This is a genomic window from Gordonibacter sp. RACS_AR68, from assembly GCF_030418485.1.
Classification (GTDB): domain Bacteria; phylum Actinomycetota; class Coriobacteriia; order Coriobacteriales; family Eggerthellaceae; genus Gordonibacter; species Gordonibacter urolithinfaciens.
The window spans coordinates 842,862-866,323 of the sequence record NZ_JAIPUP010000001.1 but is presented as its reverse complement, the minus strand read 5'-3'; the positions used below and the strand labels follow the sequence as shown (position 1 = coordinate 866,323).

At 66.4% G+C, this 23,462-nt stretch carries 24 protein-coding genes and 1 pseudogene; 10 read left to right on the top strand and 15 right to left on the bottom strand.

The features are described from left to right. Positions 1-28: 28 nt before the first annotated feature. The 4 genes from K9U15_RS03675 to K9U15_RS03660 all read right to left on the bottom strand — a co-directional run bounded on the left by K9U15_RS03675 (position 29) and on the right by K9U15_RS03660 (position 2,420). Positions 29-1,069, bottom strand: a complete 1,041-nt coding sequence (locus K9U15_RS03675; RefSeq protein WP_227115028.1) for a type II TA system antitoxin MqsA family protein — start codon at positions 1,067-1,069, stop codon at positions 29-31. Positions 1,070-1,514: 445 nt separating this feature from the next. Continuing rightward, entirely contained in the window at positions 1,515-1,766 is a 252-nt protein-coding gene (locus tag K9U15_RS03670; protein WP_096227264.1) for a helix-turn-helix transcriptional regulator, read from the bottom strand. A gap of 12 nt (positions 1,767-1,778) precedes the next feature. Continuing rightward, positions 1,779-2,093: a DUF6442 family protein gene (locus tag K9U15_RS03665; protein ID WP_301155622.1), complete on the bottom strand. Its 315-nt coding sequence runs from the start codon at positions 2,091-2,093 to the stop codon at positions 1,779-1,781. A gap of 12 nt (positions 2,094-2,105) precedes the next feature. Beyond that, positions 2,106-2,420: a DUF6442 family protein gene (locus K9U15_RS03660; protein WP_301155621.1), complete on the bottom strand. Its 315-nt coding sequence runs from the start codon at positions 2,418-2,420 to the stop codon at positions 2,106-2,108. 202 nt (positions 2,421-2,622) lie between these two features. On the opposite strand from K9U15_RS03660, the gene K9U15_RS03655 reads away from it, so the two are divergent. Both K9U15_RS03655 and K9U15_RS03650 read left to right on the top strand, forming a co-directional pair. Then, positions 2,623-3,510: an alpha/beta hydrolase gene (locus K9U15_RS03655; RefSeq protein ID WP_301155620.1), complete on the top strand. Its 888-nt coding sequence runs from the start codon at positions 2,623-2,625 to the stop codon at positions 3,508-3,510. Between the two features lie 286 nt (positions 3,511-3,796). Next, entirely contained in the window at positions 3,797-5,158 is a 1,362-nt protein-coding gene (locus K9U15_RS03650; protein ID WP_123674467.1) for a lipase family protein, read from the top strand. Here K9U15_RS03650 and K9U15_RS03645 read toward each other — a convergent pair. The 3 genes from K9U15_RS03645 to K9U15_RS03635 are packed head-to-tail and all read right to left on the bottom strand — an operon-like array spanning position 5,155 to position 6,794. After that, on the bottom strand, positions 5,155-5,790 hold the full coding sequence (locus K9U15_RS03645; RefSeq protein WP_123674466.1) for a M48 family metallopeptidase: 636 nt from the start codon (positions 5,788-5,790) through the stop codon (positions 5,155-5,157). The two genes, K9U15_RS03650 and K9U15_RS03645, sit on opposite strands and share 4 nt — an antisense overlap. A 5-nt stretch (positions 5,791-5,795) precedes the next feature. Continuing rightward, positions 5,796-6,650 carry a 16S rRNA (cytidine(1402)-2'-O)-methyltransferase gene (gene rsmI / locus K9U15_RS03640; protein WP_123674465.1) on the bottom strand — a complete coding sequence of 285 codons (855 nt, stop codon included), beginning with the start codon at positions 6,648-6,650 and terminating at the stop codon, positions 5,796-5,798. Between the two features lie 18 nt (positions 6,651-6,668). Beyond that, positions 6,669-6,794, bottom strand: a complete 126-nt coding sequence (locus K9U15_RS03635) for a hypothetical protein (RefSeq protein ID WP_264465277.1) — start codon at positions 6,792-6,794, stop codon at positions 6,669-6,671. Positions 6,795-7,266: 472 nt separating this feature from the next. Here K9U15_RS03635 and K9U15_RS03630 point away from each other — a divergent pair, with 472 nt between their 5' ends. The 6 genes from K9U15_RS03630 to K9U15_RS03605 all read left to right on the top strand — a co-directional run bounded on the left by K9U15_RS03630 (position 7,267) and on the right by K9U15_RS03605 (position 13,954). After that, a complete protein-coding gene (locus tag K9U15_RS03630) occupies positions 7,267-8,766 on the top strand; it encodes an aldehyde dehydrogenase family protein (RefSeq protein ID WP_301155619.1) in 1,500 nt (499 codons plus the stop codon). Between the two features lie 150 nt (positions 8,767-8,916). Further along, positions 8,917-9,735, top strand: coding sequence for a protein-glutamate O-methyltransferase CheR (locus K9U15_RS03625; RefSeq protein ID WP_123674463.1), 819 nt, complete (start codon positions 8,917-8,919; stop codon positions 9,733-9,735). Next, a complete protein-coding gene (locus K9U15_RS03620) occupies positions 9,732-11,309 on the top strand; it encodes a methyl-accepting chemotaxis protein (RefSeq protein WP_123674462.1) in 1,578 nt (525 codons plus the stop codon). Before K9U15_RS03625 ends, K9U15_RS03620 begins: the two co-directional genes overlap by 4 nt. Before the next feature lie 23 nt (positions 11,310-11,332). Next, the gene (locus K9U15_RS03615) at positions 11,333-11,938 is read left to right on the top strand and encodes a GGDEF domain-containing protein (protein ID WP_241557754.1); all 606 of its coding nucleotides are present in this window, start codon (positions 11,333-11,335) and stop codon (positions 11,936-11,938) included. Next, positions 11,935-13,515, top strand: a complete 1,581-nt coding sequence (locus tag K9U15_RS03610; protein WP_301155618.1) for a chemotaxis protein CheA — start codon at positions 11,935-11,937, stop codon at positions 13,513-13,515. The genes K9U15_RS03615 and K9U15_RS03610 overlap by 4 nt, the downstream gene beginning before the upstream one ends. Beyond that, positions 13,502-13,954 (top strand): bifunctional autolysin, encoded by a 453-nt coding sequence (locus tag K9U15_RS03605; protein ID WP_123674460.1) that lies wholly within the window; start codon positions 13,502-13,504, stop codon positions 13,952-13,954. The genes K9U15_RS03610 and K9U15_RS03605 overlap by 14 nt, the downstream gene beginning before the upstream one ends. A 310-nt stretch (positions 13,955-14,264) precedes the next feature. Here K9U15_RS03605 and K9U15_RS03600 read toward each other — a convergent pair whose 3' ends face one another. Continuing rightward, the gene (locus tag K9U15_RS03600) at positions 14,265-14,870 is read right to left on the bottom strand and encodes a cytochrome c3 family protein (RefSeq protein ID WP_301155617.1); all 606 of its coding nucleotides are present in this window, start codon (positions 14,868-14,870) and stop codon (positions 14,265-14,267) included. A 167-nt stretch (positions 14,871-15,037) separates the two neighbouring features. Continuing rightward, positions 15,038-16,819, bottom strand: a complete 1,782-nt coding sequence (locus tag K9U15_RS03595; protein WP_154270652.1) for an FAD-binding protein — start codon at positions 16,817-16,819, stop codon at positions 15,038-15,040. 341 nt (positions 16,820-17,160) lie between these two features. Between K9U15_RS03595 and K9U15_RS03590 the strand changes: the two genes are divergently transcribed. Next, positions 17,161-18,261, top strand: coding sequence for a LysR family transcriptional regulator (locus K9U15_RS03590; RefSeq protein ID WP_301155616.1), 1,101 nt, complete (start codon positions 17,161-17,163; stop codon positions 18,259-18,261). Between the two features lie 39 nt (positions 18,262-18,300). Here K9U15_RS03590 and K9U15_RS03585 read toward each other — a convergent pair whose 3' ends face one another. From K9U15_RS03585 to K9U15_RS03565, 5 genes and pseudogenes are all read right to left on the bottom strand, one after another. Beyond that, positions 18,301-18,705, bottom strand: coding sequence for an alpha/beta fold hydrolase (locus tag K9U15_RS03585; RefSeq protein ID WP_301155615.1), 405 nt, complete (start codon positions 18,703-18,705; stop codon positions 18,301-18,303). Positions 18,706-18,836: 131 nt separating this feature from the next. Continuing rightward, a pseudogene (locus K9U15_RS03580) lies at positions 18,837-18,929 on the bottom strand (helix-turn-helix transcriptional regulator); the annotation flags it as partial. 653 nt (positions 18,930-19,582) lie between these two features. Further along, the gene (locus K9U15_RS03575; RefSeq protein WP_096227276.1) at positions 19,583-20,134 is read right to left on the bottom strand and encodes a glutathione peroxidase; all 552 of its coding nucleotides are present in this window, start codon (positions 20,132-20,134) and stop codon (positions 19,583-19,585) included. Between the two features lie 112 nt (positions 20,135-20,246). Further along, positions 20,247-21,023 carry a nitroreductase family protein gene (locus K9U15_RS03570; protein WP_301155614.1) on the bottom strand — a complete coding sequence of 259 codons (777 nt, stop codon included), beginning with the start codon at positions 21,021-21,023 and terminating at the stop codon, positions 20,247-20,249. Between the two features lie 106 nt (positions 21,024-21,129). Then, a complete protein-coding gene (locus tag K9U15_RS03565; protein WP_096227278.1) occupies positions 21,130-21,894 on the bottom strand; it encodes an EFR1 family ferrodoxin in 765 nt (254 codons plus the stop codon). 217 nt (positions 21,895-22,111) lie between these two features. On the opposite strand from K9U15_RS03565, the gene K9U15_RS03560 reads away from it, so the two are divergent. After that, positions 22,112-22,648: a TetR/AcrR family transcriptional regulator gene (locus K9U15_RS03560; protein ID WP_096228590.1), complete on the top strand. Its 537-nt coding sequence runs from the start codon at positions 22,112-22,114 to the stop codon at positions 22,646-22,648. 308 nt (positions 22,649-22,956) lie between these two features. Here K9U15_RS03560 and K9U15_RS03555 read toward each other — a convergent pair whose 3' ends face one another. Then, positions 22,957-23,427, bottom strand: a complete 471-nt coding sequence (locus tag K9U15_RS03555; protein ID WP_123649912.1) for a LytR C-terminal domain-containing protein — start codon at positions 23,425-23,427, stop codon at positions 22,957-22,959. Between the last annotated feature and the right edge of the window lie 35 nt (positions 23,428-23,462).

Here is a 23,462-nt window from a genome sequence, read left to right as displayed (position 1 = left end):
GCGGGCGAATCCAGGAGGCGGAAGCGCCCTATGCGCGGGCGCCTTCGGCGGGCAACGGTTCGGGCAGGCGCAGGTATTGGGCGAGGTCGTAGCCGATCACCTCCCCCGAGGGAGTTTCGAGCCAGGCGCGTTCCTCGTGCGAGTACGCGGACAGCTCCGCGGTGGTGGCGAAGCCGTTCGCGAAGGCGGCCACAGCGTCGAGGCGGGCGACTTCCTGGGGGGAGAAGGCGGAGAGGTCGGCGCCTCGGCGCGCGACGATAACGCGCCCGTCGCCCTGCTCGCGGTACGCAAGCGCCGCCCCGTCCACGAGCGCGGCCATGACGAGGTCGTACTGATCGGGGACCGGGCCATAGTCGGCACGGGCGTAGCGCAGCCCCGTGAAGCCGGCGCCCTCGTCGCGGTAGGCCGAGAAGTCCAGATAGAACAACACCTTGTTGAGCTTCGTCACGAACAGGTTCCCCACGTGCGCCGCGAGGTAGACCACCGCCTCTCGCAGACGGTCGGCGTCGAAGGCGCGCAAGCCCGTTTCCGGCGAGGCCGTGCGCGGCAGGCAATCCAGCAGGTCGAGGCGCACCACGGCATAGTCTATCCTGCTGGCCGCCTGCTGCTCGACGGCCCGCAGCGCGCGCTCCCGGTCCCGCTCGCCGAGGCGCGGGGCGCCGCCGCGCAGGCGCTCGCGCAGTATCTGGGGGTCGCGCGCCTGGCGGAGCAGCTCGGCATGCGACTCCGAGGGAAGGGCGCCGCCCTCGTAGCGCTGCACGCTGGCCACCCCGATGCCGAGGATAGCTGCGAAAACGCGCTGCGAGAACCCGTAGCGCCGCCGCAAGGCCACGATCTCGTCGGGCCGGGGAACGTCCCGGGCCTCGCGGTAGGCCGCATACATCTTCTCGAAATTGCGATCCATGGTTGCCGCATAACCGATGCGGTTGCCGCACAAGGGGCAAATAGGATACCAGAACTCGTCGGTTACGGAGACGCCCCTGACATCGATCGTCTCGCAAACCGCAACCACCGGGGCATCGACCTCGTTGTAGCAGGCATCGCAGACGGTTCTCACGGTTTCAGACAAGTTCGGAACCCTCCCTTCGGTACGGATACGACAATCGGCGCTCGGCTTCATGAAACGAGACGCACACCGCTTGCACGCATCCCGACGAGAAGAAAGCAGCCAGCTTAACGTACACCTCACACGTCATGAGGACGTCCCTTATCGTCAGGAAGAGGACCGGTTGAGTAATTGGAAACGCGCAAGTCGCAAACGGTCTCATGAACCTGCCGACCGCTGAATCCGACAAGCTGCATGAACCGCCTCGTTTTTCCTTGCGGGTTCCCCAATCCGGCGATGACGAATCGTTCATAAGGTACAGCCCGCACCAAGGCCAGCACGGCTTCGACCTTCCATCTTTCGGCTACCTTGCCCGACATCGATCCTCGCTTAAAATCACCTCAATTGATGTTATTACTCTACATGATAAGCGAGTTGATGTCCAGGATAATCACCTCAATTGATGCGGTTAATCGAAATAGAACAGGTCCTCGAACTTCTTGTCGAGCGCGATGCACAGGACGAGCGCCAGCTTGGCGGTAGGGTTGAACAGGCCCGTTTCGATGGAAGAGATGGTTTGGCGCGACACGCCGACGAGACGTGCGAGGTCGGTCTGGGACAGCCCCGCTTCGGCGCGCGCCGCTTTCAGGCGATTGCGCAGCTCCAGTTCGCCGTCGTTGTCATGCACCTTTTCTATTCCGAAGGAAGGCAGCTTTATCATAGCAACCTGCGCCTACATCGTCAGCATGATGTGCTTTGCTGCGAACGAGACGACGCCGAACGCTGCCAGCAAACCGCACACGAGGCTGAGTTTCATGCGCATCTGGTAGAACTGGAAGAAGCCCATGGCCGCAACGCCTGACAGCATGATGGCGGCAGGCGCGCTCGTATCCTGCCCGTGAGCGAAATCCCACAGGAACAGCGCTGCCCACACCACAAGCATGGCGCCGACCATGACCGAGCTTTGACGCTGGTTCAGGATGCGGAACCGCTCGTCAGCCCCGCGGTTGTCCTCGCGGTTCTTCTCCAAGATCTCGTTCTTGTCCATGACCATGCCTCCTTACCACGTGCCCATGATGTGCGCCGCCAGCATCGAGAGTGCTCCAAGACCTGTGAGCGCAGCGCAGAACAAATAGCCGCCGAACCTGGTTGTTCGCCATGCGAAGAAACCTCCGGCAGCCCCGAAGGAAAGCAAGATGGAGCCCCAACCGCTTATATCGAGGCCGTGAGCGAAGTCCCACGCGAACAGAAGCACACTCACGAAGGCGACGAAGAAGAGCAGCGCCGTTGCGGCAGAGTGGTCGTCACGGCACTTGCGCTCGACGGCGATGCCCCATTCCTCGCGGCTCTTCTTCAGGATCTCCTCTTTGCCCATGCCGCACCTCCCGAGCTATCTAGTCTTATCGCTCAAATGTTTCAAACTAAGCATTCGTTTGCGCACTATGACAAGTTTTCTTGTCATAGTGCTAAGTATACTTGGCAAAACGAAGGAACGCAAGGGGTGCGGAACGTCGACGGTACGGCAAGTGCGGGAGCCGGGGAAGCACTTGCGGCGGGAACCTGCTATCATCGGGGGCATGGAACGCAACGAGAACAACTTCGAGGGCCGAAAGGCCGTCGCCGAATCCAGCGCCTCGGACGCGGCGGGAAATGCGGCTGCGGCTTCGACGGCCGGCGCCGTCGCGCCGCGCCGACGTTGGCCGCGGCGGGTGGCCATCGTGCTCGTGGCGCTCGTCGTAGCGGCGGTGCTGGCGGTGGCGGCGTTCCTCGTGTATGCGAGCGACTACTACCGCGACGCGGACGCCGGGCACGAGAACCTTGCGTCCACGGCGCAGCTTCCCGTCGAGCAGGGAGCACACTACGTGGCCTTCGGCGACCCTGCGGCCGAGACGGGGCTGGTGTTTTACCCGGGCGCGAAGGTGGAGTACACGGCATACGCCCCGCTCATGCGCGATTTGGCCGAACGCGGCTACCTGGCTGTGGTCGTTGAGATGCCCTTCAACTTCGCATTCTTCGGCATCGATGCGGCCGACGAGGTGCGTGCAGCTTTTCCCCAGGTGAGCGAGTGGTGGGTCGGCGGGCATTCGCTCGGCGGCTCCATGGCGGCTCATTACGCGGCCGACCACGCCGAAGACGGCGCACTCGCGGGCCTCGTGCTGCTGGGCGCGTACACCGCGAGCGACCTTTCCGCCAGCGACCTGGGCGCCCTCGTCGTGTACGGCTCGGAGGACCAGGTGCTCAACCGCGGGAAACTCGCCGACAGCGCCGCGCTCATGCCAGGGGACGCGCGGACGATCGAGATCGCCGGCGGCAACCACGCGGGCTTCGGCGCCTACGGCCCCCAGGAAGGCGACGGCAAGGCCACGGTCTCGGCCGAAGAGCAGCAGGGGCAGACCGCCGACGCCATCGACGCGTACGTCAAGGCGCGCCGCCAAGCGACCGCCGCGCTGCCCGAGGCCGCCTGAGCACCTGGTTTGCCGATCAAGCGTGCGCCCTGCTTCTCCTTCGTCGCGCATTCGACTTCGTCCCCGCCCGACGCTCGCCCAGCTCTTCCCGACGCCGTCCGATGTCACCCTATGCTCCTCCCGCCAGAGGGACGTCTGCAACGCACCGTCCGGTACTTGTCCGCCCTCCACACCTTCGGCACGCAAGCTTCAGCTTTGTTTCGCTTTGTCAACGAATAGGTATCGTCCGGGTGCCCGTTCCTATACTGATTCGAACGTACCCGAGCCGACCGTCCGAAGGAATCCCATGGCGAGGCCGCGCCGCCCTATCGCATCCGTCATCAACGCATCGCTCACCGCGCTGGCGCTGGTCGGCCTGTTCGTCGTCCAAGCCTACTTCGTGGGCGGGGCCGTGGGCCTGATGCCCGCCGCGCATGCGGAGATGCCGGCCTTCGCGGCGGCGGACGTGCCTGACGGCCCGATCATGGTGGACTACTGCAGCGAGGCCGTGGCCGCGCACGATCCGGGCAACCCGTCGGGCCGCACGTCCACGAGCGTCGAGCTGGACGACGCCTGGTTCGCCGGCGATTCCCGCCGCTACCACCACGGCATTGCCACGAACTGCGCGGTGCTCAGCGCCGTATGCAACTCCGAATCGCACTTCTATTCCGGCAGCGGCGACCGCATCCCCTATGCCGAGCGGGCCCTGAGCGCGCTCGGGTTCTCCCAGGTGCGCACCGATTCCTACGAGTTGCGCAGCGCCGTGCTCGACCAGTTGGCCGCGCTTGTCAACGGCTCGCACGACGTGGCCGCCTACACGTTCGCCAACCGCAGGATCGAGACCGCCCGCCACGGCGACGCCGCTGCGGGCGGCTCCTCCTCAAGCAGCCCGGTGACGGGCAGCTCGCCTGAAACCCTCGTGTTCGTGGGCATACGCGGAAGCTACGGCGCGGAATGGGTCAGCAACTTCAACCTGCCGGATGCGGCATCGCCCGACGCCGACCATCGCGGTTTCAAGACGGCCGAACAGGAGGTCGCGCAGGCGCTCGAGCGCTACCTGGATGAAATCGGCGCAGACCCGGCACGTACGCGCATCCTCGTGACCGGCCACAGCCGCGGCGGTGCCATCGCCAACCTGCTGGCTGCCGACCTCATCGACCGGGCGGACGGACCCGGTGCCCTGGCGTCGGCCGACGCCATCTACGCCTACACGTTCGCCGCACCGTGCCCCACGAAGTCCGCAAACCGGGGCGACGACGCGTACGCGGGCATCTTCAACATCGTGAACCCCTCGGACCTCGTGCCGCAACTGCCGCTCCCCGCCTGGGGCTACGGGCGCTACGGCACCACTGTTGAGCTGCCGGGCTATGCCAGCACCCGCTTCGCGTCGTCGCTCGCCCTCATGCAGCAGGCGTACCAGGCGAACACGGGACTGCTGGACTCCTACAGCCCCGACGCGCTGGAACGGCTCGACTCGTTCGACGCCCAGGCTTCGCAAAGCCTCCCCACGTTGGAGAGCCTGCTGAACCCCTTCGGCATTTTCACGGCCGTGCGGGAGCTGCTGGAGGTGGACCTGGGGCTGGCGTTCACGTCCCATTGCCCCGACACGTACATCGCCTGGATGCAGGCGGTCGATGCACGGGCGCTCTCGTTCACGCAGCGGGCCTAGCGCAGCTTCGCGCGGCGCTCGCGCCAATCGGGCATATAGGTGTCCATGAGATCCTTGAAACGCTGGCCGTGGCCGCGCTCCCGCAGGTGACACAGCTCGTGAACCACCACGTACTCCAGGCACTCGGGCGGGTAGAGCGCCAGACGGACATTGATGCAGATGCGCCCGGTAGCCGGCTGGCAGCTGCCCCAGCGGCTGGTCATGTTGCGGTAGGCGAGCCGCCCCGCCCTCACGCCCATGATGGGCTCCCAAGCGGCCACGAGCGGCGGCACGCATGCCTCCACCACGGCGCGCCATGCGGCCACCTCCTCGGGCGATGCCGCCGCGGCCTCCGCCCGCGGCGAGGCGGCCATCTCGGCACGCTTCGCCTCGATCCAGGGGCGCTTCTCGCGCACGAACGACGCCACGAACGCGTCGGTGGCATGCAGCGGGGCCGATACCTCCACCTGGCCGTCGGCCTTCACGCGCAGGTTCACGTTCTTGATGCGCTTGCGCGCGAGCCGCACGGGCAGCCCGTCCACCACAAGGACCGTCGGCGCCGGCGCCGCGGTCGCACCCCGGCGCTTGGCCGCCGCCCGTCCCGAACGCGCGGGAGCCTGCGCCCCCGTGCGGCCCGCACCGCGCCCTGCCATGCCGCTCACGCCTTGAGAGCCAGGTCATACGCCGCGTTGCGCGCGATGCCGAACTCGTCGGCCAGCGCGCGGGCGATGTCCTTGTTGCGGGCGCCTGCCGCCTTCAGCTCGGCGGCGCGCACGGCGGCGGCCTGCTGGGCACCCTCGGCGGCAGCCGCGCCCTCGGCGGCGTTCGGGCCATCCACCACGATGACGATCTCGCCCTTCACGCCGCGCCCTCCCGCGCCCGTTCGTTCCGCGAACTCGTCGCGCAAATCGGGCAGCGGCCCGCGCACCACCTCCTCGTGCAGCTTCGTGAGCTCGCGGCACACGGCGGCCTCGCGCTGCGGCAGCGCGGCGGCCAGCGCGGCGAGCGCCGAGGCAAGGCGGTTCGGGCTCTCGTAGAACACGAGCGCCGCATCGAGCGCGCGCAGGCCGTCCAGCAGCGCGGCCCTCTCGGCGTCCTTGCGCGGGAAGAAGCCGCCGAAGTAGAAGCGGGGATTGTCGCAGCCACTGGCCACGTAGGCCGTCGCGGCGGCCGTGGGACCCGGCAGCACCTCCACGGCAGCGCCCGCCTCGCGGGCCGCGCGCACGAGGCGCAGCCCCGGGTCCGACACGCCGGGCATGCCCGCGTCAGAGCAGTAAGCGACGGTCTCGCCGTCTAGCACGCGCTGCACGATGCCCGCGCCGCGCCCGCCGATCAGGGCCTCGTCCAAACGCTCCAGCCGCTTTTCTATGCCGTACGCCGCCAGCAACCGCCCCGTCACGCGCGTGTCCTCGGCGCACACGACGTCGGCCGCGCGCAGCGCCGCCAGCGCGCGCTCGGTCATGTCGCCAAGGTTCCCAAGCGGTGTGGGGCAGATGACCAGCTTCCCGTCCATGGTTGCTCCCCGCCCCCGCTAGCGGTTGCGCCGCATGAGCACGAACGCCACCACCAGCACCGCCGCCGCCACCAGCACCACGCCGGCCACGATGAACGGCAGCGGGCCGTCCCCTGTGCAGGCCAAGCTCCCCATGCATCCCATGCCGTCCGCTCCTTTCCGCCGCGTCGTCCGCGCAGCTGCGCCGCTGTGTGCTTTCATAATCGCACACTTCGGTCCGCGCGCCCAGCATGCGTCCGCCGCCCAGCGGCCACGTCCGCCAAACCACCACGACCACGGCCGCGCAGGCGGCCCGAAACGGTGGGGCACGGGGGCCGCTGGGCTGCAAGCCCCGCATGTCCGCTCGCCGCGCGATCGCGCTCGCCCGCGTGCCCGCGCGCCCTCCCTAATCCCCTGCGGCAACAGCCGGCACGCCGTACCCCGCCGTCACGGCCCGCTCGCCAGGCCCTGCGACCACGCAAGCATAACCTCTCTCACCGGTGATCACCGGTTTTCCGCCAATCAACCGTTCGCCGCAGATAGATGCCTCCTGCTCGCAGGCTCCTATACTGAACGGATTGGCCCGCGCGCGACGGCACAACCCGATCCCGCCGCGCTCCGAGAACAGGAGAACGCCATGGCACCTTCCCCGAACGCATCGTCCCCCGCAATCCCCCAGCCCTACGATGGCCTCGACCGGCTCTACATAGCCGGAGCCTGGCGCGACGGCGCGAGCGGCGAGTCCGCCCAAGACGTGAACCCCTACAGCCAGGAGGTACTCTCCACCCACGTGCTGGCGAACCGCGCCGACGTGGACGAGGCCTACGCCGCCGCCGAGCGCGCCCAACGCGAATGGGCCGCCGCCTTGCCCGCCGAGCGCGCCGCCGTGCTGCGCCGCGCCGTGGACATCTTCGACGCGCGCCACGACGAGCTGATCGGCTGGATCCAGCGCGAGTCCGGCAGCATCCGCGCCAAGGCGGAGTTCGAGGTGGGCGCCGCGCGCAACATTACCGAGGAGGCCGCGAGCTTCCCCTACCGCATGCACGGCGATATCTTCCCCTCCGACACGCCGCGCAAGGAGAACCGCGTGTACCGCCAACCGCTGGGCGTGGTGGGCGTCATCAGCCCGTGGAACTTCCCCATGAACCTGTCCAACCGCTCCGTCGCCACGGCACTGGCCTGCGGAAACGCCGTCGTTTTGAAGCCGGCCAGCGACACGCCCGTCACGGGCGGCATCCTGTTGGCGAAGATCTACGAGGAGGCGGGGCTGCCCGAGGGCCTGCTGTCGGTGCTCATCGGGCGCGGAAGCGAGATAGGCGACTACTTCGTGGAGCATCCCGTGCCGAAGCTCATCTCGTTCACCGGCTCCACCGCCGTGGGGCGCGGCATCGGCGCGAAGACGGCCGGCGGCAAGCTGCTCAAGCGCGTGGCGCTGGAACTGGGAGGCAACTGCCCGCTCGTCGTGCTGGACGACGCCGACGTGCAGCAGGCCGTGGACATTGCCATCATCGGCCGCTTCCTGCACCAGGGGCAGATTTGCATGAGCACGAACCGCATCATCGTGGACGCGAGCCTGGCCGACGAGTTCACCGAGCGCTTCGTCGACCGCGCGTCCAAGCTCGTGTGCGGCGACCCGTTGGACCCGGCCACCGATATCGGCCCCATTATCAACCAGTCCCAGCTTGCGGGCTTGGTGAGGAAGGTGCAGCGCGCTAAGGACCAGGGCGCCCGCGTGCTGCTTGACGGCGAGCCCGAAGGCCTGGTCATGCCGCCCGTCGTGTTCGGGGATGTCGATCCCACCTGGGACATCGCGATGCAGGAGAGCTTCGGGCCGCTGGCGCCCATCATCGTGGCGCACGGCGAGGACGAGGCGCTCCGGTTCGCCAACATGAGCGACTACGGCCTGTCGTCCGCCGTCGTCGGTCGCGACGTGGAGCGCGCCACCGCGTTCGCCCTGAAGATCGACGCGGGCATGACGCACGTGAACGACATGACCGTGGCCGACGAGCAGCACGTGCCCTTCGGCGGCGAGAAGAACTCCGGCCTGGGCCGCTTCAACGGCCGCTGGATCTTGGAGGAGATGACGAGGACCCACTGGACGAGCGTTCAGCACGCCCCGCATCCCTACCCGTTCTGATCCAATCCTCCCAGCCCGGCCACCTTGCAGGGTGACCGGGCTTTTCCAGTATTCCGGGCGTTATTTCGCCATCGCCGTTGGTTAATCCTAGCACCCCTTTACATCGCATGCTAAGCTGTAAGAGCACGTATCCACCCAACGGAATGGCACTTGGACCACTTAACCGACAAAGAGTTCGATCGAGTTTGCACGTACCTGTCCTGCACCATCGGACTGAACATGCGATCAAAACGGGTGCTGCTCGATTGCCGGCTCTCGCGCGAGCGGGAGCGTTTTGGGTTTTCCACGTTCTCCTCGTACCTCGACGCAGTGGAAGCGGGAACCGACAACGAAGTCAACGCCCGCTTCATCGACCTCGTCACGACCCACTACACCTACTTCCTGCGCGAGAGCAGGCAGTTCGACTTCCTGCGCACCACGGCGTTTCCCGAGCTGGAAGCCTCGCGACCGCGCCGCACCTGGAACATCCTATGCGCGGGCTGCTCCACCGGCGAGGAATGCTACACCACCTCCATGATCGCGGAGGACTACGGCCGCGGACGCAACCTGCCCCCTGTGCGCATAACCGGCATCGACATCTCCGGGAAAGCCATCGAGAAGGCGCGTCGGGCAACCTACCAACCTGCCCACGTGGAGAAAGTTCCACCACGCTGGCTGTCGTCCTACTTCACGCACAACGACGGCAACTACACGGTAACCGGCCCCGTACGCCGTCGCGTGACGTTCGCCCAGGCGAATCTCAACGACCCCGACGCGCTGCGACGCCGTTACGACCTCATCATGTGCCGCAACGTCATCATCTACTTCGACAGGGAAACGCGCGAGAAGGTGCTCGACAACCTGCACCGCCACCTCGCCGTTTCAGGTTACCTCATCCTCGGCCATTCGGAAATCATCCGCAGCCGAGCCAAGTTCGCCTATCAAAAAGACTCCGTATACCAAAAGCAACCGGAAGCGATCATCTCATGAAGCAGTCCTTCAAAAACGCGAGCATCGGCCGCATCCTCATGATGTCGTACGTCACCATCATCGCGCTGTTCGCGGTCTCCATCTGCGTGTCGATCTTCGGTGTCCACCAGAACTCGGCAATGACCACCGCATTCTACGAGCAACCCTATCAGGTGTCCAAGAGCGCCATATCGCTGCGCAACACCATCGAGCAGATATCGATCTACCTCAAACAGTGCCTCGTCTCGGAGGATCCCATGGAAAGGGAGCAACTGATCGCCGACATCGAGCAGCTGGCCATCGAGCGCGAGGCCGAGTACAACGCCGTCGCGACGAACTTCAAAACGGACCTGGACGTGCTCAACCAGTTCGCCATGGCAAGCGAGAGCCTCTTGTCCGTGCGCAACAAGGTGGTGGACGAGATACGTGCGGGCGACATCGACCAGGCCAACACGCTCTTCCAGCAGAGCTACCTGCCCCAGAAGAATGCCACCCTCGGCCTGGCCGACGATATCGTCGACGCCGCCGAGCAGAAGGCGGTCGACTATTCCCAGGAAACCACCTATGTGGAAATCGCAACTTCGGCCATCATCGTGCTGATCGGCCTTATCACAATCGGACTGGTCGTCGTTCTCTGGCGCCGCATCTCCCATGCCATCGCCGTGCCGGTGGAAGAGATCGAGGGCATGGCGAAGCGCGTGGCCGAGGGCGACCTCTCGGTGCACGTCAACCCGAGCTCCAACAACGAGCTGGGGGCGCTCGCCGCGTCCATGAACAAGACGGTGGCGGCGCTGCGCCTGATGGTCGAGCAGTTGAAGGAAACGGTGGAGCAGGTGGAGCGCTCGTCGTCCCAGATGTCCGACGGCTCGCAAACGGTCGCGCAGGGATCGGCCGAGCAGGCTATGAGCATTGAGGAGCTGGCCACCAGCGTGCAGGACATCACCCAGGTGGTGGAGGAGAACAACGAGAGCGTGCTCATAGCCAACGAGAACACGGCAGACGTACTGTCCGCCGTCGAGCACAGCAACGACCAGATATCCCGAGCCGTGGAAGTCATCGCCGACATCAAAGTGAGCACCCGCAGCATCTCGCAACTGGCGAACACCATTGAAGACATCTCGTTCCAGACGAACATCCTCGCCCTCAACGCCTCGGTAGAGGCGGCGCGCGCAGGCGAAGCCGGCCGCGGGTTCTCCATCGTGGCCGAGGAGATCCGTCGCTTGGCCACCCAGGTAAGCGAGGCATCGCGCGCAGCCGACGAGCTGGCCGTGCGCGCCACCTCGAGCGTGGAAAACGGCAGCGCGCTCATCAGGGTGACCTCGACGAGCATGGAGAGCGCCGTAGCCGCCACGGAAGGCGTCAAAGAGATGATGTCCGCTATCGCGCGAGCATCCGCACAGCAGCTGGAAGCCGTATCCCAGATACAGGAGAGCATGGACAGCCTGTCCGACGTGGTACAGGAGAACTCTGCGGCCTCGGAGGAGAGCGCCGTCATCGGCGAGGAACTGGCCGAGCAAGCTCGCAACCTCAAGCACCTCATCAACCGCTTCACGCTCGAGGAAACCGCAAACAGGGAAGACGGCGATGCGCGGTGACCAACCAAGCCGCCAAAAGCCCCTTGCCGAGTTTTTTCGCGGAACCGGAGCGCGCCGAGTTCCTGAGCCTGCGTGCGGCGAACGCTGCGCTGCGGGAGCAGCTGGACACCATGCGCGGCCTGGCCTTCCGCGATCAGCTGACCGGCCTGTTCAGCCGCCATTACCTCACGGACTATCTTGAGCAGAAGATGCGGGAAACCGGGGACGAGTCCAATATCGTGCTCGCCCTCTGCGACATCGACGACTTCAAAGCCATCAACGACGTGCGCGGCCACCAGTCGGGCGACATCGCCATCGTGTGCATCGCCGACATCCTCGACGACCTGGCCGGCAACCACCCCGTCATCCGCTGGGGCGGTGAGGAGCTGCTCATCGTCCTGTCCTCGATGCCCGAGCACGAAGCGCTGCGCCTATGCAACCGCATGCGCGAGGAAGTGGCCGCATACCGCATCGACGACGGTGCAGGCGAATTCTCCTGCACGCTCACGTTCGGCCTGAGCTCTTTCGATCCGGATCTCACGTTCGCCGAGAACTTCGTGCTCGTCGACCGCGCGCTATACCACGGCAAGGAAACCGGGAAGAACCGCTGCACATTCGCGCAGCCCGAAGCGTCAAGCGAGCAGAGATGAAGGCGGTTAGGCACGAGGAGCTCACGGTGCGGGTCGTTCTCAAACCCAATTGCGGGCTTGAGAACACGCGCGCGTCGCTGGTTATGCGCCGCATCGCGCCGCTCTGCGACAATCTCTCCTGCCATCCGCATTCCGTGAAAAGCGACCGGTCCACCATTGCTTTCCCGCGAGACCATGGGCTGTACCTGCGCTTCAGCTCGCCCACCCCGGAGCAGGTGCTGCTGACCATAAAAAGCTCGTTCTTCGTGGATCACTGCACCCTTGTCGAGGACCACGCTTCCCTGCCGGCTTACGAGAAGGAGGACCTGGAAGCCGACGGAATAGAGGATTCCGCGTTCGCATCGCCTTCCACCTTTGCCGACGAAGGCAAGCTGGACGGAGGAGGCGGCGATCTCACGAACCTCCTCGCAAAGTTCGAGGAAGTGCACCGCAAGCTGCACGAACATGCCGAGAACCAGCCGCAAGACCGCGAGCTGAGCAGCATTGTCTTCTCGCATGCCCAGGTGGTGGACGAACTGAGAACAGCCGTCGCGCGTTCCCGCATCGAGCCCTTCGATCGTATGGCCCCGTCGCTCAAAACCCTCGTCGCCGACTACGGCCGCCGTTTCGGCGTGCTTGTCGACCTCGATATCGTAGACGGCCATATAGCGCTCGATCGATCGGTACTGGCCTCGATGAAGGAGATTATCAAGCGCGTCATACGGTCGTGCCTCCGTGACGGCATCGAGCAGCCCGAGCACCGCATGGCGGCAGGCAAGCCCCCGCGCGCAACGCTGCGCCTGCGCTTGGAAAGCGATGGCTCGGAAGTGGTCTGCCGGATCGAGCACGACGGAAGGCCGTTCGACTCTCGCATCATCGGCAAGCAGGCTTTGGAGCGTGGGCTGCTGACGCGACCGCTCGAAACCTACACCGAGGAGGAGATAGGCGCCCTTCTGTTGCTCCCCGGCTTCGTCGCGGCTGTCGAAAACCCTGTTTCGAGTATGTTTTCCCAGTTCAATGAAATCGGTTCTACCCTGCAGCACATAGGCGGCCGCGGCGAGGTGCGCAACACCGACCACGGCACGCTGGAGATAGCGCTTCACTTCCCCGTGCCGTTCACCATCATGGAGGCGGCCCTTCTGCGCACAGGGTCGATGCGCTTCGCCTTGCCCGCCCAGCAGATCGGGCACTTCGAGGCATATCGCGCCGAGCGGATCGGGAGGGACGAGGACGGGCGGGAGGCTCGATCTGAAAGCCGTATGCGAGCAAGCTCCGTCTTCTATATAGGCGAAGACGGCAGACGCGCGGATTTGCTGAACGGGCCCGATTCAGGTTCGCCGTTGGAGGCGGAAAGTCCCGCATTCGCCTTGTTCCTCGAAGCACTGGGAGAGCTGCGCTGTCTTGCCGTGGACGCCGTGGACGGCTACGAGCGCATCTCCGTAAGCAAGCTGCCCCCGCTGCTCGACCACGGCACCCTGCGCAGGGCGGGCTGCTTCGGCTACTCGCGCCTCAAAGACGGCGCACCCTGCGCCGTGATAAGCATTCGCCGCCTGTTGAACGCGGTTTTTAAGGAGGAGGGCTCCCGTGCGCGATCGTGAGCAGCGCCTGCGATGGATAGAGAAGCTTATCAGCGGGAACGAGCAGGATCTCCGACGTTCGAACGCGCTCGTCATTCCCACGGAGAGCGGCAACATGGCCATCGCGTTCACCTCAATCGAAGAGGTGGTGCCAGCCAGCGAGATCAGATCCCTGGCCTTCCTTCCCCATGAGTTCAGCGGCGTGCTCCCACGCGGCTACGAGCTTGTGCCGGTGCTCGACACCGGTGGCGCCGCCGACGAGGAATCGTCCTACATCGTGATCGTGCGGAGCGGCGATAACCTGCTCGGGCTGAGGTTCGTCGGCACGCCGTGCGTGGTGAACCTGGACGAGACGAAGCACGCGCCGCTGAAGACGCGCTTCCCGCAGGGCTTCGATGCCGAGACTTTGCCAGTGCTCGACATTGACGCCATCGTGGGCACGCTGCTCGCCGCCCGCTGACGGCGGCGTTGCGGCGTCTGCCGACCGCACCTTACGACCGCCCGTCCAAGACCTCGACGAACGCCGCAAGGAAGTCGCGCGGCCGGCCCTTTTCAAGTCGGTATCCATCGTGCCCCCAAATAATACCGTTTTGCTAACGTTTTGCGAAACGGCCATAGAACCGTTGCCGGTACCAGAGCGCGGCCGGACGCCGGCGTGCATTCGGCCCATCGGGCACCGCGACGTTTCTAGCGCCATCGAGCGCCGCAGTCAAAAATGGGGCTTGCTGCGCCCGCAGCCGCGCAGAGGCGCATGCGGAAGGCTCGCTTTCCTATTGGTGGCAGGTGTGGCACTGGTAGTCGTTCGTATGGTGGCAGCTGATGCAGAACTCGGGCGCCGTCTCCTGCACGGGCTCGCCGGAGTGTAGCGCGTGGCAGTCGGCGCACGTCTGGCCGGCATGGCCCTCGCCCGCGGGGCGGGCGTGCGGGTTCACGACGGTGCCCTTGGCATCGGTCAGCACGGCCGAGTCGGCCGTCTTGGCCGCCAGCTCCTCGTAGCTGCCGTGGCAGGCGAAGCATGCCTGCTCGTCGATGGCGGTGTCGCGCAACCTCGTGGCGCGCTCCTTCGCGCGGTCGGGCGTGGCGCCCTCGTGGGCCTTCTCCAGGCCGGCCTCGTCGGCATGGCACACGGAGCAGGTGTTCCCTCCGGCGGCGGAAAGGGCCCCGTAGCACGGCATGCCCTCCAGCGACCCGTCCTCCGTCGCATGGCAGGTCGCGCAGTTGGCGTCGGCCGACCACGTGAAGTCGACGGTTATGGAGGCATCCTTCGCCAGCGGGCCCTCGTGGGCCTTCGGCGCGCAGCCCGCCCCGGCCGCAACGGCCGCCAGCAGGCACACAGCGCACACGGCCGACGCGATGCCGGCCTTCACGTTTCTCATGGGTTATCTCCCTCGATGGTGAGCCAGCCACGCGGCGGGGAATGGGGAGGGAGGGTATCCCCGCCGGTGGCATGGATCCGGTACGGAAGCCCGGCGCCAAACGGCGCCGGGCGGGCGCTGGCACGGCCCGCCCGCAGGCCGACCCGCCGCGCCGCGGGCGCTTCAGGCTACTTCGCGTCCCAAGCCGTTTCGGCCGCCGCGTTCTCGCCGGCAATACGGCCGCACACGATGCACTCGGTCACGTTGCCGCCGCCCTGGTACACGAACTTGAAGCACGAGGAAATCTCGCCGGCCGTGTACAGGCGCGGGATGGGCTCGTTGTTCCAGTCGATGACGCGCCGGTCGCCGTCGGCCTGCAGGCCGCCCTTCGTGTTCGGGCCGCCCGCCACGAGCGGCATGGCGTAGAACGGCGGTGTGCTGATGGCCTGGAAGCCGGGGTCGACCACCTCGCCGGTGAGCGCGTTCTTCGTGGCGCTCGTGCGGCCGAACTCCTCGTCGATGCCCGTGTCCACCATCTTCTGGTACTGCTCCATGGTGGCGGCGAGCACGGCCGGATCCATGCGGCCCTCGTTCAGCTCGTGCGTGTCGCGAATCTTCTGCGCCAGCTCCTCGATGGAATCCGCCTTGATGAGCCAGCCGTTGTCGATGGCGTTCTGATTGTCCTTATCCCAATCGATGATGCCGAATCCGCAGGTGGAGAGCGTGGTGTTCACCAGCGGGCCCGCCTTGCGCTTCGTCTCGTCGATAATCATGTAGGCCGGGGTGTTCGGGAACTCCAGCGTGACGATGTCCATGTGCACGGCGTTCTTGTACGAGAAGTAGCGGCTCGGGTCCTTCGTGATGAGCGTCTCGTCCATGAAGCGCCTGCCCTCGGAGTTCACGACGATGGTGCCGGCTCCGCCCACGGAGTCCGTGATCGAGCCCACGTTCATGGAGCCCACCTGCACGTCCGGGCACGACCAGATCAGGCGCGACGCGGCCTTGCCCACCTTCGCCAGCTGAGCGCCCGCCTCGCAGCCCATGCGGATGCCGTCGCCCGTGTTCGACAGCGTGCCGTAGAACGCCCAGCCCGTGATGCCCTGGCCCTCTAAAAACGCGCGGCGCATCTCCTCGTTGTACTCGTAGCCGCCGGTGGTCAGGATAACGCCCTTGCCGGCCTTCACGCGGATGTCCTTGTCGCCCTGCGTGGCAACCACGCCGATGACGGCGCCCTCGTCGTCCATGATCAGGCTCTTGCCCGGCGTCTCGTAGGCTATGGTGATGTTGTCGGCGCGGGCGGCGATGCCGGTCTTCAGGCAGTTGAAGAACGCCAGGCCGGCGGCCGTGTCCTCCTTGGGCAGGTCGAGCGTGGGATAGTCCGGCCCGGTGGCCGACTTGCCGTACGTGGAGTTGTAGCTCTTGTAGCCGCTCTCCTTCGCGCCGGGGAAGTCGGGGAACGCCGCGCCACCGCGCTCGATGACCTTGTAGTCGGGGTCGAGGCTCTGCATGAACTCGACGTTCTTCGGCGAGTACTCGGCGAACTTCTCCACGATGTCATCGACGAACAGGGGCGACTGCTCGCCCTCGGCCTTCGTGTCCAGGTTCTCGCCGCTGAACATGGCCTTGAGGTACTGTTTCAGGGCCTCCTTGTCGCCGTCGGGGTCCGGAGAGTGGTAGATGCCGCCCGACATGACGGTGTTGCACAGGTGCTTGTCCTCGGCGTTCTTCTCCAGCACGAGCACCTTGGCGCCCGCGTCGGCCGCCGCGATGGCCGCGCACGCACCCGCTCCGCCGTAGCCGACGATGACGACCTCTGCCTCCTGGTCCCACTGCTCCGCGTCGGCCGATGCTCCCCCGCCGCCCGCGCACCCCGCGAGGCCCAAGCCCGCCGTCGCCATGGCGGCCCCCGCCGCGGCGACGCCGGCCCCCTTGAAGAAGTCCCGACGTGAAACGCCCTTTTCCTGCGCCATGATGCTCCCCTTCCTCCGTTTCGTCTCGAGCATGCGACTCCCCGTGAAGTTGCGCGCTATGCTCCGCAAAAGGAGTCTGCGATTGCAGTATACGAGGGCTGACCTGCATAGATAAAATGCGAGTATCGGATGGGGCCATGCGCTTCGGCCCACATGCGGGTAAAACCTGCATACCGGTATGCGGAAAACGCAAGGGCACGGGCGGGGCTTCGGCGGCAAGATGGCCGGGCGGCGGCCTTCCCCTCCGGCAAAGCATGTTCGCCGTCGGAATGACCGCTATAAGCGTCAATTCGTGGTACGATGGAAAGGACGAGTGGAACCCCGTGCCACAGGAGGGGAGCATGGACATCAACGTCTTTCGCGAGTTCGCCGAAGTCGTGCTGCAAGGCAGCTACTCTGCCGCGGCCAAGGCCCTCAACCTGTCACAGCCCACGCTAAGCCGCCACGTGGGTGCGCTGGAGAAGGAGCTGAACGTGAAGCTGGTGGCCGACATCTTGCCCGTGAGGCTGACGCCGGCAGGCGACACGGTGCTCCAAACCGCCCTGCGCATGGACGACCTCTACACCGGCATGCAGGACGAGCTGGCAGAATTGCGCCGTGTGGCGCCCGCGCGCATCCGCATCCACGACACGCCCGCGCTCAGGCCGCTGTCCGCACGACTCGCGGCCGCAGCGGACGGAACGGTACGCGCACATCCGCGCACCATCGTGGAGTACGTGGCACCGCCCGCGGGAAAGACGCCGGGAGAGGCGGTGGCCGAGGACCTTTGCGACGTGGCGTTCGTGCAGTTGGTGAAAGAGGCTCGTCCTTGCGGGGCGGGAAGCGTCAGCGAGGACGGGCAGGACGGCCGGGTGGCCACGCCGGACGCAGGTGCCCCGGCCTTCAAGCCCCCTGCCGGCGTGGGAATGGCGGCGATCTCGCGACCGGGGAGCCGGTTGGTGTTCGGCCTGCCGCGAGAGGCGGCGGGACTGCCGGAAGCGGAGCTCGCATCCCTGCGCCACGAGACGTTCCTCCTGTTCGCGCACAAGGCCTGCAAGCCGTTGAGGGACACGTTCGCCGCCGCCTGCCGAAGCCGCGGCTTCCGGCCGGCCGTCAAGCTGCTGCCCTGCTCCCGCTACGAGGAGCTCTACCTGATGGGCCACGGCGACGGCATCCACCTATTGTCCGAGGACGACCTTGCATCGGACGATTCCCTCGCACACCGGCTGGAAGAGCGTATGGCCCTCGTGCCCTCGGCTGCCGCCGACGGGTTGCAGCTGAGCTGGCACGCGCTCTACCGGGACGAAGGCCCCGTTCGCGACCCCGCGCAGGCGCGCGTCGCAGGCCGACGCCCGGATGCCGGCGCGCGGCCCGCCGCTGCCGGCAGCGGCGGAGCCTCGCATGCCACCGCCCTCGCCTGCTTCCTCGAACTGCTGTCGGAGCCGGGCGCTTGCCCCGCGTAGCCTCGCGCCCACAGGCTCCCGCCACGCGGCGCCGTTCGATCAGTTATTTCCGGCCACTCTGTCCATGGCCTCCACAAACGCCTCTGGTTGATCGTAGTGGATGTCGTGGCCCGACTCGACGACGATCGTCTCGCAGGCGCCGACGAGCTCTTGCACGCGCGCGGCGTCCTCGTCGGAATTGGCTGCCAGCAAAAGGCCGTCCTCGCCGTAGTTCGTCTTCGCCTTGAGGTAGACGGTGGGACAGGCGATGCGGGAGAGCAGGTCGGCCTGGTCGACGCCTGCGAACCACGAGCCGTCGTGGAACGTCTCGGCGAACCGCACGTCGAAGTCGTCGTAGAAGTACAGGCCGCGCACCCAGTCGTGCGGCACCCAGGCCAGCGTGAGGTGCGCGTCGGGGTTCGCGGCGCGCTCGGCCGCCGTCCACTCCGCGATCTTGGACTGCAAGCCGCCGAACAGGCCGAACAGGTAGGAGTGCTGCGCGGCGGCATGGGCAGCATCGTGCCCTGCGGGTCAAAGCCCACGAGCGCGTCGAGCGACACGTCGAGCGCCTCGACCAGCGCGCCCGCGTGCGCGAGATCGGGAACGGAATCGCCCGCCTCCCACTTCGCCACGGTCTGCCGCGCCACGCCCAAGCGCTCGGCCAGCTGCTCCTGCGTGAGGCCCGTCATTTTGCGCCTGCTCTGAATGTTCGAACCGATCATGTTTTTCCTACTCCTCGCCACAACACGATACGCCTGATGCCGCCGCCTTTCCACCACCCGATGATGGCAGATCGCACGCGGTTTGTCGCGAAGAGGTTGCAGGGGCCGCATCGAGCCTCGATGTTTCACGTGAACCATCCGTTCCGACTCCCCCTTTGGCGTGCAATCGCCCGATTCGGAAGGCGCCGCGCGCGAATCGGGCGCCCGGACGGGCGGGCCGTGCGCCAAAGGGGAGGGGCCCTTCGGGTTTCGGGCCCTCCGAGTCACAGTTTTGACCGCTCTGAAGCCTTTTGACGCCCTGCGGGCCGCCTGGACGCCCGAGCGGCGGCCGGCCGAGGCCGTTCGCCCAGGTGGCGCGAAGCGGGCTCCCGCCAGGCCGCCCGCGCGGGCTTCAGAGCGGTCAAAACTGTGACTCGGAGGGGCAGAAAACGCGAAGAGGGGCGCCGGCGGCCGACCGGGCAGCGGGCCGCATGCGGATCCGGGCCGATCGACGCGGAAGCCTCCATCGGCAAGCTGCCGAGCTGTGCGTCAAAGGGGGAGTTAGAATATTCGTTCGGATAAAAACTGCCGCATCGAATGCGATGCGGCAGCGAAGTTGGCGCAGGCGTTGGCGGCGGAGGCTACAGCAGCTCCTCCACGGCGGGGGACACGACGTCGGGGGTACTGGCCGTGGGCTCGAAGCGGCGAACGACGTTGCCCGCGCGGTCGACGAGGAACTTCGTGAAGTTCCACTTGATATCGGGCTTGGAGGCGTAGTCGGGGTCGGCCTTTGCCAGCAGGTCCTCGAGGATCGGGGTGAGCTCGTGGCCCTCGTCGAAGCCCTCGAAGCCTTTCTGCTGCTGCAAGTAGGCGAACAGCGGGTCGGCGTCCTGGCCGTTGACCTCGATCTTCGAGAACTGCGGGAACGTCACGCCGAAGCGCGAGGTGCAGAACTGCGCGATCTCCTCGTCCGTGCCCGGCGCCTGGTGGCCGAACTGGTCGCACGGGAAGTCGAGGATGTCGAGGCCGCGCTCGTGCAGGCTGCGGTACAGCTCCTCGAGCTGGGCGTAGGTGGGCGTGAACCCGCATTCCGTGGCGGTGTTCACGATGAGCAGCACGCGCCCCTGGTAGTCGGCGAGCGAGACGTCCTCGCCCTGCTGGTTCTTGACGGTGAAATCGTAGAGGGAGGCCATGGTTCCTTCTTTCAGACGGCGGCTTTTGTTCGGGCCTCATGCTACCGCAAAATGATACTTTTTTGATAACAATTTACGGAACGGACACGGAACCGCCGCATGCGGCACGCTCTCACAGGAAGCGCACGTCCGCAGGCTCCTTCGGGGCGGTGCGGCGGTACGTCACGGCGGGGTGGCCCACCACGAGCGCCGCGACCACCTTCTGTCCGCGCGCGAGTCCGAGCTCGCGGCGCAGCGCGGGCGAGAGCTTGGCCGCCAAGGCGAAGAAGCCGCTGTAGAGCACGCCAAGGCCGTGCGCCTGGGCCGCAAGCTCCATGTTAGAAGCGGCGAGCGCGCCGTTCACCTGGTCCTTCGCCACCACCACGATCACGGCCGGCGCGCCTTTGAAGAAGAAATGCTCGTCAACCTCCGTGCGGCGCGCCGTGGCGTCCACGAGGCGGGCGAGAGGCAGGATGCGGCGGAACAGACGCACGGCCAGCTGCTCGCAGCGGTCGAGGCGCTCGCGCAGCACGATGTAGGAGACGTCCTGGGCGTTTTTGCCCGTGGGCGTGAGGCGGCCGGCCTCCACGATGTCGGCGATCGCCTCGTCGGACACGGGCCCTTCGGCGAAGCGCCTCATGCTGCGACGCGCGCCGATGGCAGCGAGCAGCCGGGCGGGCTCGAGCGCCTCCGCTCCGTCGAGCGGGCGCGGCTCCTCGTCGAAGCCGCTGATGGAAACCGCATTCGTCGGGCAGACGGCCACGCAGTGCGCGCACATGATGCAGGCCTGCGTGAGCGGCGCCGCCTTCCCACCCGTGACGGAGAGGTTGCTCGCCGGGCAGTCGTCGCGGCACAGCCCGCAGCCGATGCAGCGTGCAGGATCGATCGCTATCTCGTGAGGGAAGCGCATGGGGGCTCCTTTCTGGATCGGCAGGCTAGCCCGTAGGGCATGGGCTCTGCCCTTGCCGTCGACCGGAAACGTCTTACCTGTTGAACGGCAAGGGCAGACTCTTGCCCTACGAGGCGACCGCGCCCTCTTCCAGGTAGTAGCGGCGGCGGCCCTTCGACTTCTCGCCGTACTCGATGGCCTCGGTCGGGCAGCCGCCGATGCAGGCCATGCAGTGCGTGCACTCGCCCTTCCAGACGGGCCGGCCCCCTTCGAGCACGATGTTGTTCAGCGGGCAGCGCGCGGCGCACAGGCCGCACGACGTGCACGCGTCCGAGGCGGCGAACGCCTTGTCGTGCACGAGCGCCGGGTAGAACGCGGCGTTCACCGGGCCGCTGCGGAAGCGCGCCTTCATGTTCGGGGGCGCCTCGGGAAACGGCACGCCCGCCTGCACGAGCGCCGCGAGCTGGTCGAGGCGCTCCCCCGTCCGCGCCAACAGCTTGCGGCATTCCTCCTCGTCGGGCACGTCGTAGAGCGCGACGTAGTTCTCCGGCATGACCACCTCGGCCAAGCCGCGAAAGCGCAGGCCCGCCACCCGGCAGAGCCTTCGCGCGTACTTCGCCGCGTTGCCCACGCCGCCGCCGCAGGTCAACACGAAGTAGACGTCGCGGTTGTCCTCGAAGCTCACGCGGCGCAGCCACGCGTCCACCACGCGCGGCAGGCGCCACGCGTACGTCGGCGCCACCACCGCTATCGGACGCTCCGAGCGCAGCGCGGGCGCCTCGCCCGCTTTCAAGGCGTCGTTGATGGACACGACCTCGGCGTCGCCCAAGGCGTCGGCGAGCCGCCGCGCCGCCCACCGGCTGTTGCCCGTGCCGCTGAAGTACAGGATCATGGCGTCTTCCCCTTCTTTTGACCGGTTCTTCGCATGCGGCTCGCTAAGCCCTGTTGTCGCCCGAAAAGCACGATTTTGAAACGAAAACCGCGTTTTTCGGGCGACAACGCGCATCGGGAAGAACCATTGCCCCGCTCTACCTGATGTGATACATTTTGTATCATGTTGTGCGATGCCGTCAACTGCCGCGACGGGACAAAACGGGGGGATGTGCCTCATGGACAAGCGGAAGCTCGCGAACCAGCAGGTGAAGGACCGGCTGCTGGCCGCGCTCGTGGAGTTCGCCGGCCGCAAGGACTGGTCGAAGGTGACGGTCACCGAGCTCGTGGAGCAGGCCGGCGTGGCGCGCGCTTCGTTCTACCGCAACTTCTCCTCGGTGGAGGAGCTGGTGGACTACGGTATCCGCCAGGTCACCGAGCGCTACCATGCGGGCAAGCCGGAGGGCCGCGAGGGCTTCCGCGACCGCGCGCTCGTGGAGTACAAGTTCCGCTTCTACCGGGAGAACGCGAAGCTCGTGCTGGCCTTCCACCGCGCGAAGGCCGCCACGTCGCTGCTCGACCTCGTCACCGACTGCGAGATAGCCGCGTGGGGCGACATGCCCCTGAGCTCGCCCGCGCGCTACGAGGTGTACTTCTACGCGGGCGCGTTCTACAACGTGTTGCTCTGCTGGCTCGAGAGCGGCGCGAAGGAATCGCCCGAGACGATGGCCGACACGTTCATGGGGCTAGTAGACGGAGTTGTTCGCCACAGCTGACAAAGTCGCTACGCGAAAAGCGGGGCTCGAAGTCACCGTTTTAACCGCTCTGAAGTCTTTTCGTTCACTTGGAGCTCGATTTCGGCAGCCAGGCAGTCGTCTTCTCCGCGTTTACGCAGGTCGTGAAGAGCGCCAAACGCCTGCTTCCCGCCGAAAAGCTTCACAGCTGTCAAAACGGTGACTGGAAGCCTGCGAATCCGCGAAGTCCCTCCGCACCGGCTGCGCGCCCGCACGGCGACAATAGTGACGCTTTGCGCCGACGGTTCTCTTCCCTGAGAACAGTTGACCGTGTCGTCCGCAGCTGACGGTCAACCCACCATGACGAGAATGTCGTAGTCCATGCTCCAGCCGCCGCTCTTCGCATCTTCGTAGCAATAGGGATCGTAGGGCGGAAGCGAGTCGAACAGCGCCGCGACCTCGTCCACCTCCGCGCGATGCTCCTCGTGGTGATACGAAACCCGGTTCCCGGTCTGATAGTACGAGGCGTTGCCAGTCGTGACGTGCTCGAAGCCGAGCGCCTCGATTTTCTCGGCAGCCTTGCGCGCCGCTCCCTCCGCGCTGCTCGCGTTGAGCACGAGCACAGTAACCTCCTCCTTGCCCTCGCGCAGCCGAGGGTCGCCGGACGCGGACTCCTTGAAATCGGGGGTCGGCTGAACGGCCGCCTGCGGAGCCGGATCCGCCTCCTCCTGGGCCGCAGGCTCCTTCACGGCGCATCCAGAAAGCGCCGCGCACAGGCATGCGCATGCTGCCATGGCCGCCAACGCTTCGATCCTCCGCATACGCGCCGCCTTCCTCGCGAAGCTTTTCTCCCGAG

Excerpts from the sequence above, each read along its gene's own strand:
- K9U15_RS03620 (WP_123674462.1), top strand. The coding sequence starts at position 9,732 with ATGAAGCAGTCCTTCAAAAACGCGAGCATCGGCCGCATCCTCATGATG.
- K9U15_RS03655 (WP_301155620.1), top strand. The coding sequence starts at position 2,623 with ATGGAACGCAACGAGAACAACTTCGAGGGCCGAAAGGCCGTCGCCGAA.
- K9U15_RS03610 (WP_301155618.1), top strand. The coding sequence starts at position 11,935 with ATGAAGGCGGTTAGGCACGAGGAGCTCACGGTGCGGGTCGTTCTCAAA.
- rsmI (WP_123674465.1), bottom strand. The coding sequence starts at position 6,650 with ATGGACGGGAAGCTGGTCATCTGCCCCACACCGCTTGGGAACCTTGGC.
- K9U15_RS03595 (WP_154270652.1), bottom strand. The coding sequence starts at position 16,819 with ATGGCGCAGGAAAAGGGCGTTTCACGTCGGGACTTCTTCAAGGGGGCC.
- K9U15_RS03635 (WP_264465277.1), bottom strand. The coding sequence starts at position 6,794 with ATGGGATGCATGGGGAGCTTGGCCTGCACAGGGGACGGCCCGCTGCCG.
- K9U15_RS03560 (WP_096228590.1), top strand. The coding sequence starts at position 22,112 with ATGGACAAGCGGAAGCTCGCGAACCAGCAGGTGAAGGACCGGCTGCTG.
- K9U15_RS03630 (WP_301155619.1), top strand. The coding sequence starts at position 7,267 with ATGGCACCTTCCCCGAACGCATCGTCCCCCGCAATCCCCCAGCCCTAC.
- K9U15_RS03660 (WP_301155621.1), bottom strand. The coding sequence starts at position 2,420 with ATGGGCAAAGAGGAGATCCTGAAGAAGAGCCGCGAGGAATGGGGCATC.
- K9U15_RS03590 (WP_301155616.1), top strand. The coding sequence starts at position 17,161 with ATGGACATCAACGTCTTTCGCGAGTTCGCCGAAGTCGTGCTGCAAGGC.
- K9U15_RS03570 (WP_301155614.1), bottom strand. The coding sequence starts at position 21,023 with ATGCGCTTCCCTCACGAGATAGCGATCGATCCTGCACGCTGCATCGGC.
- K9U15_RS03600 (WP_301155617.1), bottom strand. The coding sequence starts at position 14,870 with ATGAGAAACGTGAAGGCCGGCATCGCGTCGGCCGTGTGCGCTGTGTGC.
- K9U15_RS03575 (WP_096227276.1), bottom strand. The coding sequence starts at position 20,134 with ATGGCCTCCCTCTACGATTTCACCGTCAAGAACCAGCAGGGCGAGGAC.
- K9U15_RS03565 (WP_096227278.1), bottom strand. The coding sequence starts at position 21,894 with ATGATCCTGTACTTCAGCGGCACGGGCAACAGCCGGTGGGCGGCGCGG.
- K9U15_RS03665 (WP_301155622.1), bottom strand. The coding sequence starts at position 2,093 with ATGGACAAGAACGAGATCTTGGAGAAGAACCGCGAGGACAACCGCGGG.
- K9U15_RS03670 (WP_096227264.1), bottom strand. The coding sequence starts at position 1,766 with ATGATAAAGCTGCCTTCCTTCGGAATAGAAAAGGTGCATGACAACGAC.
- K9U15_RS03645 (WP_123674466.1), bottom strand. The coding sequence starts at position 5,790 with ATGGCAGGGCGCGGTGCGGGCCGCACGGGGGCGCAGGCTCCCGCGCGT.
- K9U15_RS03650 (WP_123674467.1), top strand. The coding sequence starts at position 3,797 with ATGGCGAGGCCGCGCCGCCCTATCGCATCCGTCATCAACGCATCGCTC.
- K9U15_RS03555 (WP_123649912.1), bottom strand. The coding sequence starts at position 23,427 with ATGCGGAGGATCGAAGCGTTGGCGGCCATGGCAGCATGCGCATGCCTG.